General features: G+C 71.6%; 15 protein-coding genes. 7 read left to right on the forward strand and 8 right to left on the reverse strand.

All coding sequences use genetic code 11. From position 1 onward, the window contains the following. Nucleotides 1–28: 28 nt before the first annotated feature. From EXE50_RS10680 to EXE50_RS10700, 4 genes are all read left to right on the forward strand, one after another. Nucleotides 29–2,479: an ATP-dependent DNA helicase gene (locus EXE50_RS10680; protein WP_137705065.1), complete on the forward strand. Its 2,451-nt coding sequence runs from the start codon at nt 29–31 to the stop codon at nt 2,477–2,479. Further along, entirely contained in the window at nt 2,476–3,069 is a 594-nt protein-coding gene (cgi121, locus tag EXE50_RS10685; protein ID WP_137705066.1) for a KEOPS complex subunit Cgi121, read from the forward strand. The genes EXE50_RS10680 and cgi121 overlap by 4 nt, the downstream gene beginning before the upstream one ends. Before the next feature lie 362 nt (nt 3,070–3,431). Further along, nucleotides 3,432–4,025, forward strand: a complete 594-nt coding sequence (locus EXE50_RS10695) for an IMP cyclohydrolase (RefSeq protein ID WP_121599866.1) — start codon at nt 3,432–3,434, stop codon at nt 4,023–4,025. An 81-nt stretch (nt 4,026–4,106) separates the two neighbouring features. Next, the gene (locus EXE50_RS10700; protein WP_137705067.1) at nt 4,107–6,236 is read left to right on the forward strand and encodes a S9 family peptidase; all 2,130 of its coding nucleotides are present in this window, start codon (nt 4,107–4,109) and stop codon (nt 6,234–6,236) included. A gap of 24 nt (nt 6,237–6,260) precedes the next feature. On the opposite strand, the gene EXE50_RS10705 is transcribed toward EXE50_RS10700, so the two are convergent. From EXE50_RS10705 to EXE50_RS10720, 4 genes are all read right to left on the reverse strand, one after another. Then, nucleotides 6,261–6,635, reverse strand: coding sequence for a helix-turn-helix domain-containing protein (locus tag EXE50_RS10705; RefSeq protein ID WP_053770275.1), 375 nt, complete (start codon nt 6,633–6,635; stop codon nt 6,261–6,263). A gap of 55 nt (nt 6,636–6,690) precedes the next feature. After that, a complete protein-coding gene (locus tag EXE50_RS10710; protein WP_053770276.1) occupies nt 6,691–6,930 on the reverse strand; it encodes a hypothetical protein in 240 nt (79 codons plus the stop codon). Between the two features lie 38 nt (nt 6,931–6,968). Continuing rightward, on the reverse strand, nt 6,969–7,655 hold the full coding sequence (locus EXE50_RS10715) for a DUF5828 family protein (RefSeq protein ID WP_053770277.1): 687 nt from the start codon (nt 7,653–7,655) through the stop codon (nt 6,969–6,971). A 92-nt stretch (nt 7,656–7,747) separates the two neighbouring features. After that, entirely contained in the window at nt 7,748–8,005 is a 258-nt protein-coding gene (locus EXE50_RS10720) for a hypothetical protein (RefSeq protein ID WP_137705068.1), read from the reverse strand. Between the two features lie 157 nt (nt 8,006–8,162). On the opposite strand from EXE50_RS10720, the gene EXE50_RS10725 reads away from it, so the two are divergent. Beyond that, a complete protein-coding gene (locus EXE50_RS10725) occupies nt 8,163–8,546 on the forward strand; it encodes a cupin domain-containing protein (RefSeq protein ID WP_137705069.1) in 384 nt (127 codons plus the stop codon). Then, nucleotides 8,539–9,171: a hypothetical protein gene (locus tag EXE50_RS10730; RefSeq protein ID WP_137705070.1), complete on the forward strand. Its 633-nt coding sequence runs from the start codon at nt 8,539–8,541 to the stop codon at nt 9,169–9,171. Before EXE50_RS10725 ends, EXE50_RS10730 begins: the two co-directional genes overlap by 8 nt. A gap of 90 nt (nt 9,172–9,261) precedes the next feature. On the opposite strand, the gene EXE50_RS10735 is transcribed toward EXE50_RS10730, so the two are convergent. The 4 genes from EXE50_RS10735 to EXE50_RS10750 all read right to left on the reverse strand — a co-directional run bounded on the left by EXE50_RS10735 (nt 9,262) and on the right by EXE50_RS10750 (nt 12,954). Next, entirely contained in the window at nt 9,262–11,148 is a 1,887-nt protein-coding gene (locus EXE50_RS10735) for a carbon starvation protein A (protein WP_053770281.1), read from the reverse strand. Between the two features lie 224 nt (nt 11,149–11,372). Beyond that, a complete protein-coding gene (locus EXE50_RS10740) occupies nt 11,373–12,326 on the reverse strand; it encodes a TRC40/GET3/ArsA family transport-energizing ATPase (RefSeq protein ID WP_053770282.1) in 954 nt (317 codons plus the stop codon). A gap of 28 nt (nt 12,327–12,354) precedes the next feature. Beyond that, complete coding sequence (locus tag EXE50_RS10745) at nt 12,355–12,651, reverse strand: hypothetical protein (RefSeq protein WP_053770283.1); 297 nt, start codon at nt 12,649–12,651, stop codon at nt 12,355–12,357. 93 nt (nt 12,652–12,744) lie between these two features. Continuing rightward, the gene (locus tag EXE50_RS10750; protein WP_137705071.1) at nt 12,745–12,954 is read right to left on the reverse strand and encodes a hypothetical protein; all 210 of its coding nucleotides are present in this window, start codon (nt 12,952–12,954) and stop codon (nt 12,745–12,747) included. A 116-nt stretch (nt 12,955–13,070) separates the two neighbouring features. Between EXE50_RS10750 and EXE50_RS10755 the strand changes: the two genes are divergently transcribed. Continuing rightward, complete coding sequence (locus tag EXE50_RS10755; protein ID WP_053770285.1) at nt 13,071–14,330, forward strand: GTP-binding protein; 1,260 nt, start codon at nt 13,071–13,073, stop codon at nt 14,328–14,330. The last annotated feature ends 23 nt before the right edge of the window (nt 14,331–14,353 follow it).

Genomic DNA, 14,353 nt, shown 5'->3' on the forward strand with positions numbered 1-14,353 from the left:
AAATCGGGTCGGCGCCCAGACTCCGGTAATGGAACCGAGTTCGCTCTCCGGGCTCCCCGCGGGCGTCGGCGAGGCGCTCGAGGCGGAGGGCGTCGCGGAGCTGTACCCGCCCCAGGAGGCGGCCGTCGACGCGGGCGTCACCGACGGCGAGAGCCTCGTCGCGGCCGTGCCGACCGCGTCCGGCAAGACCCTGATCGCCGAGCTCGCGATGCTCTCCTCGGTCGAACGCGGCGGGAAGGCGCTGTACATCGTCCCGCTGCGCGCGCTCGCCAGCGAGAAGAAAGCCGAGTTCGAGCGCTGGGAGGACCACGGCGTCACGGTCGGCGTCTCGACGGGCAACTACGACTCCGACGGCGAGTGGCTCGCCAGCCGGGACGTCATCGTCGCCACCTCGGAGAAGGTCGACTCGCTCATCCGCAACGGCGCGCCGTGGATCGACGACCTCACCTGCGTCGTCAGCGACGAGGTCCACCTCGTCGACGACTCCCACCGCGGCCCCACGCTCGAAGTCACCCTCGCGAAGCTCCGCAAGGTGAACCCCGGCCTCCAGACGGTCGCGCTCTCCGCGACCGTCGGTAACGCCGACGTCATTGCCGACTGGCTCGACGCCGAGCTGGTCGAGTCCGACTGGCGGCCCATCGCGCTCCGCACCGGGGTCCACTTCGGCAACGCGATCAACTTCGACGACGGGAGCCAGCGCGAGGTGCCCGTCGAGCGCGGCGAGGACCAGACCGCGAGGCTCGTCGCGGACGCCTTGGACACCGAGGAGGACGGGCAGGGCGGCTCCTCGCTCGTCTTCGTCAACTCCCGACGCAACGCCGAGTCGTCGGCCCGCAAGCTGACCGACGTGACGGGCCCCCGGCTCACCGGCGAGGAGCGCGACCGCCTCCGCGAACTCGCCGAGGAGATCCGCGGCGTCTCCGACACGGACACTTCCGAGGACCTCGCGGACGCGGTCGAGCGGGGGTCGGCGTTTCACCACGCCGGGCTCGCGAGCGAGCACCGCAGCCTGGTCGAGGACGCGTTCCGCGACCGGCTGATCAAGTGCGTCTCCGCGACGCCGACGCTCGCGGCCGGCGTCAACACCCCCGCCCGCCGGGTGATCGTCCGCGACTGGCGCCGCTACGACGGCGAGTTCGGCGGCATGAAGCCGCTCGACGTCCTCGAAGTCCACCAGATGTGCGGCCGCGCGGGCCGCCCCGGCCTCGACCCCTACGGCGAGGCGGTCCTGCTCGCGAACAGCGCCGACACCCGCGAGGAGCTGTTCGACCGGTACGTCTGGGCCGAGGCCGAGCCGGTCCGCTCGAAGCTCGCGGCCGAGCCCGCGCTCCGGACGCACGTCCTCGCGACGGTCGCGTCCGGCTTCGCCGCCACCCGAGACGGGCTGCTCTCCTTCCTCGATAACACCCTCTACGCGACCCAGACCGACGACGAGGGGCGACTCGCCGCCGTCACCGACACCGTCCTCGACTACCTCGACGTGAACGGCTTCGTCGAGCGCGACCGCGACGGCGGGAGCGAGGGCCTCGCGGCGACCGGCATCGGTCACACCGTCTCGCGGCTCTACCTCGACCCGATGAGCGCGGCCGAGATACTCGACGGGCTCCGCACCGTCCCGGACGGCGCGGACGACGGGGGCGCCGGCGACTTCGTGCCCGCCGACGGCGCCGCCCCCGGCCCCGACGCGGACGCCGACGACGCCGGGTTCACGACCTACACGCGGGCGAACGACGACGGGAACGAGCCCGCCGAGACGACCGAGTCGGACGCCGGCGACGGTCCCGCCGTCACCCCGCTCGGCCTCTATCACCTCGTCAGCCGGACGCCGGACACCTACCAGCTGTACCTCAAGTCCGGCGACCGCGAGGAGTACACGGAGGTCTGCTACGAGCGCGAGGCCGAGCTGCTCGGCGACACCCCCTCCGAGTACGAGGACGTGCGGTTCGAGGACTGGCTCGCCGCGCTGAAGACGGGCCGCCTCCTGGAGGACTGGGCGAACGAGGTCGACGAGGACCGGATCGCGGAGCGGTACGGCGTCGGGCCGGGCGACATCCGCGGAAAGGTCGACACCGCGGAGTGGCTCCTGCGCGCCGCCGAGACGCTCGCGCGCGACGTGGAGGGCATCGACGGCGACGTGGTCGTCCAGGTGCGCGAGGCCCGCAAGCGACTGGAGTACGGCGTCCGCGAGGAGCTGCTCGACCTCGCGGGCGTCCGCAACGTCGGCCGCAAGCGCGCCCGCCGCCTCTACGAAGCCGGCATCGAGAGCCGCGCCGACCTCCGCGAGGCGGACAAGGCGGTCGTCCTCGGCGCGCTCCGCGGCCGCGAGCGCACCGCCGAGCGCATCCTGGAGAACGCCGGCCGCGAGGACCCCTCGCTCGACGGCGTCGACCCCGACAGCTCGGCCTCCGCGGCGGCGACCGCGGGCGCGGACGCCGACGGCGACGGCGACGGGCAGGCGAGCCTGGGTGATTTCGGATGACGGCGCCCGCGACGGACGCCGACGGGGAGCCGGCGCCCGCCCCCGCGGTCCGTCTCGTCGCCGGGGCGTTCGCGGTCGCCGACCTCGACGCGTTCCTCGCCGACCTCGACGGGATCGCCGCGGAGACCGGCGCGGTCGTCCAGGCGTTCGACGCCGACCTCGTCGTCTCCGGGACGCAGCTCCGCGAGGCGGCGCGGCTCGCCGCCCGGGCTATCGCCCGCGGCGAGGCAGTCGCGCGCGACCCCGGCGTCGAGGTCCTGCTGTACGCCGCCGGGCGCCGACAGATCGACCGCGCGCTCGAACTCGGCGTCGCGGAGGACGAGCCTCGGGCCGTCGTCCTCGCCGCGGACTTCGGCGACGTGCCCGGCGCGGACCGTCCGCCGGCGGACCTCGACGGGGCGGTGGAGGCGGTCCGGGGACTCGCGCTCGACTCGGCCGAGCTCGCCGAGGGGGACGCGCCCGCGACCGGATTCGACGAGGAGCGCGTCCGCGAGTTCTACGGCGTCACCGACCGCGAGCTCGCCGCGACGAACGGCGGCCTCGCCGACGCCGTCCGCGAGCGCGTCGCGCTGCTGGACGTCGAGAAGTGACCGCGGACGCTCCGCTGCCACCCCTTCGTTTCGACTGGAGACCGCGGGACGGCGGCGCCGCTCGGTTCTAGGCGAAGCGAGACGCGAGAGAAGTAGTCCATCCTGGATTCGAACCAGGGTCGTTGCCCCCAGAAGGCAACAGGATTGGCCACTACCCCAATGGACTCCGTACTCATCAATAGCCAGTACGTCTTTGTAAGCGTTGCGCGTTGCGGCCGCCGTGCGATCGGTTGACGGGACGGCTTCCCGGCGGGGCGCGGTCGGGAGGGAGGGGTGGCCGCGCCGGGGCCGACCACCTCTCGCCGGATCGCGTTCGTGGGCATATCGACGCGCTTTACAGGACCGAATCCGCACGACCCTGTATGTACGTCGGACGATTCGTCGTCGTCGCGCCCGGCATCGGCGGCTACCGCGTCTCCTCGCGCTCGTTCCCGAACCGTCGCGTCCGCGACCGCGGCGGGACGCTCACCGTCGGGCCGACGGCGGACGCGCCCGAGACCGACAACCCGTACGTCTCGTACAACTGCGCGCGGGCGGTCGAGACCCCGACCGGGGAGCCGCTCGCGGTCCTCGGCAACGGCTCGCACGTCGACCCGATCGCGGAGAAGCTGGCGCGCGGCTACCCCACCCGCGACGCGCTCGCGTCGGCGCTGCTCGCGCTCGACTACGAGAAGGACGACTACGACACGCCCCGCGTCGCCGGCGTCGTCGGCGCCGACGCGGCGACGATCGGCACCGTCCGCCGCGACGCGCTGCTCGTCGAGTCGGTCGAGGAGCCGACCGTCGTCGCGACCTACGAGACGGACGCCCCCGAGCCGTACGACCTGACGGCGACCGACGCCGGGTCGGTCGCGACCGAACTGCTCGGCGCCGACCTCGAACACCCCGTCTGCGCCGCGGGCGCGACCGTCGACGGCGACGGCGTCTCGCTCGCGTTCGACAACGGCGGCGACTGATCGTCCCCGCCCGAGAATATCGACCGCCGACCGCCTTTCCGCCTCCCGACGCCTTTTGGCTCCCCCGTCCGAGTGACGGGCATGGAGCCGATCACCGCCGCCGACTACCACGATCTCGCGGTCCCGTCCGACCCCCGCGTCTCGCCGGACGGCGACCGCGTCGCCTTCGTGCGCCGACAGCCGAACGGCGACGACAGCTACGAGACCACGGTGTACCTCGTCGACGCCGCGGGCGAGGGCGAGCCGCGCCGCCTCACCCTCTCGGAGGGTTCGGACGCCGAGCCGCGCTGGAGCCCCTCCGGCGACCGCCTCGCGTTCACCTCCACCCGCGGAGCCGACGACGACCGCCAGCAGCTGTGGGTCCTCCCGCTCGACGGGGGCGAGGCCCGCCGCGTCACCGACGCCGTCGGCGGCGTCTCGCAGATCGCGTGGTCGCCCGACGGCGAGCGGATCGCGTTCGTCCAGTCCGTGACCGCCGGCGACCGCGAGGCCGACCGCGACCTCGCGGTGCCGGACGGCTACGAGCCCGAGGAGCACCCCGACCCGCGCGTCATCGACCGGACCGTCTACCGGGCCGCGGAGCGCTACTTCGACGGCCGGCGCCCCGGCGTCTACGTCGTCGACGCCGACGCCTCGGTGGGCGGCGTCACCGACCCGGATCCGGCCGAGTCGGGCGCCGTCGAGCGCGTCACCGACCGCGACGCCGACTTCGCCGCCCCGTCGTGGGGCGACGCCGACACCCTGTACTACACCGAGGCGGTCGGCGACGACCCCGACGACTCCGTCGAGATCGCGATCCGCGCCCACGACCTCGCGAGCGGCGAGTCCGAGGCAGTCCACACGACGACCGGCTGGGGCGCCGCGCTCGCGGCGACCGCCGACGGCCGCGTCGCCTTCACGCACGCGGAGCCGGAGCAGGTGTCGATGCAGCCGACCGACCTCCGCGTCCTCGACGCCGAGTCGGGCGCCGTCACCGACCTCACCGGCGGTATCGACCGCGGGCTCGCCCGCGACACGGCGCCGCAGTGGGGCCCGGACGACGAGACGCTGTACTTCGCCACGCCCGACGAGGGGAAGACCGCGCTGTGGCACGTCCCCGCCGACGGGAGCGCCGAGCCCGAGCGCCTGCTTCGGCCTGGGACCGTGTCGGGCGCGACGGTCGGCGGCGACGCGGGCGCCGACCCCGAGTCGGTGACCGTCGCCTACGCCGCCAGCGAGTGGGACCACCCCGGCGACGCGTTCGCGTACGACGCCGCCGCGGACGAGACGACGCGGCTGACGGAGCTGAACGCCGACTACCTCGCCGAGCGCGCGGTCGGCGAGCCGGAGGAGGTCCGCTTCGAATCCGACGGCGTCGAGATCCAGGGGTGGCTGCTGACGCCGCCGGCGGCCGACGGGGACGCGGCCGCCGACGCCGACGAGCCGTACCCGCTCGCGGTGGAGATCCACGGGGGACCGCACGCGATGTGGTCGACCGCGGGGACGATGTGGCACGAGTTCCAGACGCTCGCCGCCCGGGGCTACGCCGTCTTCTGGTCGAACCCCCGCGGCTCGACCGGCTACGGCGAGGCGTTCATGCAGGCGATCGAGCGCGACTGGGGCGCGGTCACCCTCGACGACGTGATGGCGGGCGTCGAGACGGTCGCCGACCGCCCCGAGATTGACGCCGACAACGCCTTCGTCACCGGCGGCTCCTTCGGCGGGTTCATGGCCTCGTGGGCGGTCGGGCAGACCGACTACTTCCGCGCGGCCGTCGCCCAGCGCGGCGTCTACGACCTCACCGGCTTCTACGGCTCGACCGACGCCGCCTACAAGCTCGTCGAGGGCGACTTCGACGCGGTGCCCTCCGAGGAGCCGCAGTGGCTCTGGGAGCAGTCGCCGACCGGCCACGCCGACGCGGTCGACACGCCCACGCTGCTCATCCACTCCGAGGACGACACGCGGACGCCGATCTGTACGGCGGAGCTGTACCACCGGATCCTCCGCAAGAACGGCGTCGACACGCGGTTCGTCAGGTACCCCCGCGAGGGCCACGAGCTCTCCCGGTCGGGCGAGCCGGCGCACGTCGTCGACCGCATCGAGCGGATCGCCCGGTGGTTCGACGGCTACTCCGAGTACCACGACGCCGAGCGCGCGCTCGACCGCCCCGAGGACGACGGGCTGACGGCAGGCGCGGACGGGGACGGCGAGGGGAACGGCGACGAGTCGTAACCGGAACGCGCCCGCAGCGCCCGCTCATCGCTCGTCGGGGTCGAACCCGTCGATGGCGTCGTGGACGTCCGCGACCCACTCGTCGAGCGCGTCGTGGAGGCGGCGCTTGGCCTCCGGGACCGGGATCGCGGTGTACTGGTACACGTAGCCGCCGGAGTCGAGCAGCCGGCGGCGGCGCTCGACGAGCCCCTTCTCCCGCAGGGTCGACAGCGACCGGTTCACGTTCGACCGGTCGCGGTCGAGCGCGTCGGCGAGCTCCGAGACGGTGCTGCCCGGGTACTCCAACAGCGCGAGGTATGCGCGGCTCTCGTGGTCGCGCACGCCGAAGACGCAGGAGAGGACGTGTTCGAACGACGGGGAGGCGTCGCCGACGAGGTCCTCTATCTCGGGGTCGCTCATGTCACTCGTTCCGCGCGCGGCGGTGTTAAACCTCCGTCATCCCCGCGCGGCGCGGTCACTCCTCGGCCGCGTAGCCCATCTGGTCGAGACAGCCCCGCATCCCGGACTCGTCCGCGTGCCGGTGGAGGTTCGTCGGCGTGTCGCAGTGGTACGTCTCCCCGTCGTACCGCAGCGCGACCTCGTGGTTGGCGCCGGCGACTTCCACGTCGACGAGGATCCGCCGGCCGTCGTTGAGCGCGTCGATGAGTTCGTCGGCGGACAGCTCGCCCGCCTCGACTCGGAGTACCTCGCTCATGGATGCGATTCGGCGGTCAGCGAGTTAAAAGCGACCGATCACGTCGTCGTCGAGTCCGGGCCGCCCTCCTCGGCGGGCGGCTCGACGCCCTCGGCGGCCGCGACGTCCTCCGTCCGCTTCTCCGCCTCGACGTGCCAGCGGTCGATATCGGCCTCGTACTCGTCGAGGACCGCGGACACCTCGTCTTTCAGCTCGTCGTCGTTCACGTTCACCTCGAAGACGAACGTCTCGCCGTCCTCGGCGCGGGCGACCTCCTGGATGTTGGCGCTGACGAGCTCGTTGTCGAAGTAGTACGGCGCCATCTGGGTCATCACGTTGCGGTAAACGGCGTCCTCGACCTTCCGGAGCGCCTTCCGACTGGCGGAGTCGGCCGCGCGGGCGACGTGTTCGATCGACTCGCCCCAGCTCTCGCGGGCGCTCTCCGTGTCGTTCTCCTCGACCTTCTCGTAGGACTCCGTGAGCTTCTCGCCGGCCGTCTGGAGGTCGTCGCCCGGCGACTGCCCCGCGCGCTCGCCTTCCCCCTCGTCGACTGACGCCTGCGCCGCGGTCTTCTCCGAGACGTCCTCGTCGATCCGCTCGTGGGTCTTGGGACGCCACTCGTCGAACTCGTAGTAGGCGTCGCCGTCGACGCCGACCTCTCGGAGCGCGAGGGCGATCCGCTCGCCGTGTTCGACGACGTCGCCCCAGTCGCCGCGCACTTTGAAGCCGGAGATGCTCTCTTCCATCGGTTGCCACCGTTACGGAACGGACGCGTATAAGTCTCCCCGAACTGACGTGACCTGCCGCTCGCGGGTCGACGGCCGAGCCGCGGCCGACGCTACTTACCGTACGCGACCCGGCGCGCGAACGCGTCCAGCCGATCCTTGAGGTCGCCGAGGTACCCCGCGGGCGAGACGCGCCGGACCGCCGACTCGTCGACCTCGATCCGGTCGCCCCGGAAGGGATCGCGCTCGGCCCGCTCCTCCGGCGACTGGTCCTTCGCGACCGCCCCGACGACCGTCGACATCGAGCAGCGCCCGCACGCCTCCGCCTCGACCGACTCGTCGGCGTCCGTCCGGTCGGCCCCGTCTGTCATGGTCGTTCGCCGTGCGATACGGTGTCGCGGGTCTTAAATCCGCGGCTCACCCCGAGCGAGGCGGGTTCGCGCCCGCCTCGCGCTACCGCCGCCGCCCGAACCGCCGCGCGCTACCGCCGCCGACGCCCTTTTGACCCCCTCCGTGGAATGCGTTCGCATGGGATATCGCGTCGTGGACGTCGACGCCGTCGAACCGGAGCCGGACCGCCCCTGCGAGTGTCGAAAACTGTCCGACCCCGGAGGGCTCGACGCGGCGGCCGTCAACCGGTTCCGGGCGGCGCCCGGCGAGCAGCTGCCGCTCGCGTACCACTACCACGAGACCCAACAGGAGGCGTTCTACGTCCTCGACGGGACGCTCGCGGTCGAGACGCCCGACGAGACCTACGAGGTCCCGGCCGACGACCTGTTCGTCGTCGACCCCGAGAGCCCGCAGCGCGCGTACAACCCGGCCGACGCCGACGACCCGGTGACGGTGCTGGCGATCGGCGCCCCGCCGGCCTCGGGCGACGCCGTCGCCTACGACCCCGACGACGATGAGTGAGAACGCGGCGCCGGGCGAGGCCCCCCGTCGCGACCCCGAGGAGCTGCCGGCGGAGATCCGCGAGGCGGTCCCCGACTACGACGACGAGTACCTCGACCGCGTCTCCGACCGGCTGATGTACAGCTACGACCTCGACCGCGACGTCGTCGTCGACGGCGAGCGGTTCGACATGACCGCGGAGATGCGGATGCGCAACCAGAAGCAGTTCCTCCACCCCGCGCTGAGCTACGCGGACCACGACATGCGAGAGTTCGTCTTCGCCCGCCGGGTGGCGACGCCGAGCGTCGACGAGGCCGAGCGGCTCGTCGAGTTCGCCCACGGCGTCGCCGACGAGCGGGTGGACGCCCACGAGGAGCACTACGGCACCGACGTCACCGTCGTCCTCGTCGCCGACCGGATCCCCGACGACGTCGCCGAGTTCGTCGACGGGTTCCGCGACCGCACCCTCCTGACGTTCGGGTACTACGGCCACTACGAGGTGAACCTCGTCGTCGTCGCGCCCGACCGAGAGTCGCTCGTCGCCAGCGAGAACGCCGACACCGCGGCCGCGTTCCGCCTGTGGGAGCGGGTCGACTCGCAGGACGAGGGGTTCCTCTCGCGGTTCGCGAAGCGCTTCTGGAGCTGAGCCGCCGACCGGGCGGCGCCGTCGCTCCCCGTCCGGGCCGTCGAGTCGGCGAAAAAATCCGTTCCGCGACGAACGCGACCGGAGCGCCGGTCAGTCGTCGCTCGGTTCGGCGGCCGCCCCGCTCCCGCCCCGCACGCTCGTGATGTTGCCGTAGCCGATGCGCACGAGCGACAGCGCGAGATAGATGAGCACGAACGCCAAGCCCATCTGGACCACCGCCGATATCTGTCCGCTGAGCGCGGTGACGTTCCCGAGGATGAGCTTCTGATAGAGGTTGTCCCACAGCGCCACCCACGACAGCCCGAGGACGGTGATCGTCACCATGATCGTCATCGGGACGCCGGTGGAGGCGAGCTGCTTGGACTCGTCCCAGTTGGCGAGCCAGACGGTCGCCGCGAGCAGCGCCAGCGCGGCGAGCAGCTGGTTCGCGCCGCCGAACAGGGCCCACAGCGTCACCCACTCGCCGGAGATGACGAGCAGGTACGCGACGAGCGACTGGACGACGGGGTTGGTGTACCGCCCCTTCGCGAAGCTGCCGAGGTCGGTCGAGAACCCCGTGGTCGTCCCGCTCCCCCGGGTTCCGACGATCTCCTCCATCATGTACCGACCGAGCCGCGCCGCGGTGTCGGTCGAGGTGAGGAGGAAGCTCACCAGCACGAGCGCCATGAACGGCGCGCCGAAGCTCTGCGGGATCCCGAGGCTGGTGAGGATGATCCCGCCGCCGGTCGCGAAGTTCGGCAGCGCGCCGCCGATGCCGCCGCCGGCGGCCGCCGAGGTCGCGCCCGCCACCGCGAGCGTCGAGATCGCGACGGACGCGAGCAGCCCCTCACCGAGCATGCCGCCGTAGCCGATGAGGCGCGCGTCGCTCTCCTTGTTCAGCTGCTTGGCCGTCGTCCCCGACGACACCAGCGAGTGGAAGCCGCTGATCGTCCCGCAGGCGATGGTCACGAACAGCAGGGGGAACAGCGGCGTGATCCCTCTGGTGTCGATCGCGAGTTCGCTGCCGAAGAAGCCCATGTACGCCCCGATCGAGGGGTCGATCGTCAGCGGCTGCGCGGAGGTGCCGAGCAGCGTGCCGACGATGATCGCCAGGAGTGCCCCGCCGACGCCCGAGTACAGCAGGAACGACGACAGGTAGTCGCGCGGCTGGAGCAGCACCCACACGGGGAGCGCGCTCGCGAGCGACGCGTAGATGAGGATGACCGGCACCCACGCGGCGACGTTCGGCTGGAGGATGGCGTCGGCGCTCATCACGGCGCCCGGCAGCCAGGCGCCGTTCCCGAGGAACTCGAAGAGCACGATGGTCCCCGCGGGGTAGGCGCCGGTCTCGACCGCCGGGAACAGCGCGAGCGGGTACTGGATACCGAGCCAGACGCCCGCGAACACGCCGGCGACGAACACGACCGTCCCCGGCAGGAACGGGCCGTCGAGCTGGTAGAGGTAGACCCCGAACGCGAACGCGAGCCCGATGTACACGAGGCTCGCGGTCGCGGCCGACGGGAACGCGTTCAACACGATTCCGACGACTAAGGCGAACACCGCCACCACGAGGATGATGGTGAGGAACGCGAACCACAGCAGCATGTTCTTGCCGCGCTCCCCGACGTACTCCCCGATGATGTACCCGATCGACTTCCCCTCGTGTCGCATCGACCCCGACAGCGAGATGAAGTCGTGGACCGCGCCCATCAGCGGGTTGCCGATGGCGACCCACAGAAGCGCCGGGACCCACCCCCAGATGGCCCCGGCGGTGATCGGGCCGACGATCGGCGCGCCGCCCGCGATGCTTGAGAAGTGATGCCCCAGTAGCACCGGCTTCTTCGCCGGTACGTACTCCTGGCCGTCCTCGTACTTGTGTGCCGGCGTCTCCCGGTCGTCATCGAGTTCGACGAACCGAGAGAGGTACCGCGAGTAGCCCATGTATCCCACGGTGAACGTACTGAGCACGGCGACGACGATCCAAATTACACTTGTCATGAGTTCCCTGCCTCGTGGTACCGGTTCACTATGCCGAACTTAAACGTTACTTTCGTTCATGATGGTTAACGACAATATCTGCCAGTCGCACTTTCGTCGCCGCGGGGATTCGATTTATTTCTCCAGTTAATAGATAAAATCCGATCCGTCGTCGCCCCGATCGACCTCGCGCGCGATCCGGGGCGGCGGTGCGGTCCGGCGGAACTCGGCCGGCGCGCCGCGCGTCACGGCTCGACGTCCAGCGACGCGGCCACGTCGGCGAGCACGTCGCCGCGGACCTCCGTCGTGCGCGACTCGATCTCGGCGACGAGCGGCGGGTCGAACCCCTCGCGCACCTGCGCGAGGCGGTCCCGTTCGGTCTCGACCTTCTCGCGGAGGTAGCGCGCGCCGCGCCCGGTCTCGTCGTCGTCCGGCGACGGCGTGAGCTTGTTCGCCACCAGGCCGCGGACGCGCAGGTCGCGGTCGGTGAACCCCTCGATCGCCCGCGCCGTCTCGTTGACCGACAGCTGGTCGGGGTTGAACACGAGGAAGAAGGCGGCCTCGTTTCGCATCGTCTCGCCGGCGTACTCGAAGAACTCCTTGCGCTGCTGGAGCCGCTCGATCACGGGGTCGCCCTCCAGCAGGCGTCGCGGCTCCATGTCGCCGACCGCGGCCTTCTCGAACAGGTCGATCGACTGCTTGCGCTTGTACAGCAGCCGGTCGATCCAGTCCCCGAGGAAGTCGGGGAGCCCGAGCAGCCGCAGCGTCGAGCCCGTGGGCGCGGTGTCGAAGACGACCCGGTCGTACGGCTCGCTCTCCGTGCGCATCACGTCGACGAACGCGTCGAACAGCGCCGACTCGTACGCGCCGGGCGTCCCGTGAGACATCTCCAGCTGGCGATTGATCTCCGAGACCATCGCCGCCGACACCTGCTCCGAAAGCGACTCGCGGATCTCGTCTAAGTGCCGTTGCATCTCGTCTTCGGGGTCGATCTCCATCGCGTCGAGCCCCTCGACCCCGGTGACCGACTCCGGCTCGTCGCCGAACCGCTGGTCGAACACGTCCGACACCGAGTGGGCCGGGTCGGTGGAGACGACGAGCGTCCGGAGGCCCTCGCGGGCGCAGCGGTGGGCGTACGCGCACGAGACGGTCGTCTTCCCGACCCCGCCCTTGCCGCCGAAGAAGACGAACTGCTCCATCAGTCGGAGAGTGAGCGCCGGGCCGTCATCAGAAGTGGTACTGCTGGCCCTTGCGCTCGATGAGGCTGTCGCGGTCCCACAGCCGCCGCTCCCACGCCTCGAACTCGTCTTCGAGGTACGGGAGCAGCTCGGCGGTGTAGTACGACACCGGCGACGGGATCCCGAAGGCGTCGGGGAAACACGCCAGCATGAACTCGTCTTCGGTGTCCTCGGCCTCCTTCTCGATCTTCTCGTAGGCCGGGTGCGTGATCATCCCGTGATACAGGCCTCGGGCCCACTCCTCGAGGACCGCGCGGAACCGTTCGATCCGATCGGCTACTGTCATCGTCTGTCATGACTCCCCTCGCGTGCTAAAAGCTGTCGCGGTCGGGGCGGCGAGGCTCGGATCCGGGGCGGGGGTCGCCCGTTACGTCGGTCCTCAAGCGGCGTTGCCGTCCGGGAGTTCGCTCGCCGACTCGTCGGACCCGCCCTCCTCGGCGTCGTCCAGTTCCGGTCGGTCGTCGTCGCCGGGGCTCGGGCTGTGGATGTCGCTGTCGAGCGCTCCCCAGACGAGGTACAGCATCGCGGCGACCATCAGCACCGTCACCGTGATGCTGACCAGCGAGACGGTAGCGGCGGACAGAACCATGTCCCGAGTTCGACGACCACCGCCTATCAACGTATCGGCTCGGAACGCGCTCGGCCCGCCCCCGATCCGGCGGACGCCGCCGGGGGCTTGAAGAGCGTCGTGGCCGATCCGGCCGTATGGACGACCGCATCCCGGTGACCGTGCTCTCGGGGGGGCTCGGCGCGGGCAAGACGACGCTGCTGAACCACCTGCTCCGGAACGTCGGCGAGCGCGACGTCGCGGTCCTCGTCAACGACATGGGCGACGTGAACGTCGACGCGGACCTGATCGCCGAGGAGTCCGAGGTCGGCGTCGAGGGCGTCACGGAGCTGTCGAACGGCTGTATCTGCTGCGAGCTCCAGGACGACCTCGAGAGCGCCGTGGTGCGGCTCGCCAACGAGCGCTCCTTCGACGCCCTCGTCGTCGAGTCGTCGGGCATCTCGGAACCCGCGCCCGTCGCGCGGCTGTTCACGACCGAGTCCCGCGCGGCGGCCCGGTACCGCGTCGACGCGCTCGTGACGGTGATCGACACCCGCCAGTTCCTCGACGCGTTCGCCGGCGACGAGGCGCCCGAGCGCCGCGTCGACCCGGACGCGGGCGGCGGGGACGCCGACCGGCCCCTCTCCGACCTCCTCGTCGAGCAGGTCGAGGTGTCGAACCTCGTGGTGTGTAACAAGGCGGACCTCTGTACCGGGGCGGAGATCGACGAGGCGGTCGACCTCGTCGGGGCGCTCCAGCCCGACGCGGAGACGGTCGTCACGGAGTTCTCCGCGGTCGACCCGGACCGGATCCTCGACGTCGGGCTGTTCGACGAGCGCGCGCTCGGCGACCTCCCCGGCTGGAAGCGCGCGCTGGCCGAAGCCGATTCGAACGGCGGCGAGCACGGTCACGGCGACGACGGCGGCCACGACCACCGCCACCCCGACGAGGTGTACGGCGTCACCTCCGTCACCTACCGCCGCCGGCGCCCGTTCCACCCCGACCGGATCGCCGCCGTCCTCCGCGACCTCCCGGCGGGCGTGGTCCGCTCGAAGGGAACGCTGTGGGTCGCGGGCACCGGCCAGCGCCAGCAGGTCGGGCAGGCGGGGCGCTCGGTCCGCGTCACCGCGCTCGGCCCCTGGATCGCGAGCGTCCCGGCGGTCGAGCGGGACATGCTCCGCGCGAACCGCCCCGACCTCGACTGGGACGACGAGCGCGGCGACCGCCGGACGGAGTACGTCGTCATCGGCACCGAGTTCGACGCGGACGGGCTCGTCTCGCGGTTCGACGACGCGCTGCTGACCGACGCCGAACTCGCGGAGCTCGGCGACCCGGGCGTCGGCGACGACCCGGCCGCGGTCGACCCCGCGCCCTTCCCCGCCGAGCAGGGTGACGAGGTCGCGCTCCGGGAGCCGTAGAACCGTTCGAAACCGTGGCCGTT

Origin of the sequence: Halorubrum sp. ARQ200, from assembly GCF_005435115.1 — an archaeon.
GTDB lineage: Archaea > Halobacteriota > Halobacteria > Halobacteriales > Haloferacaceae > Halorubrum > Halorubrum tropicale.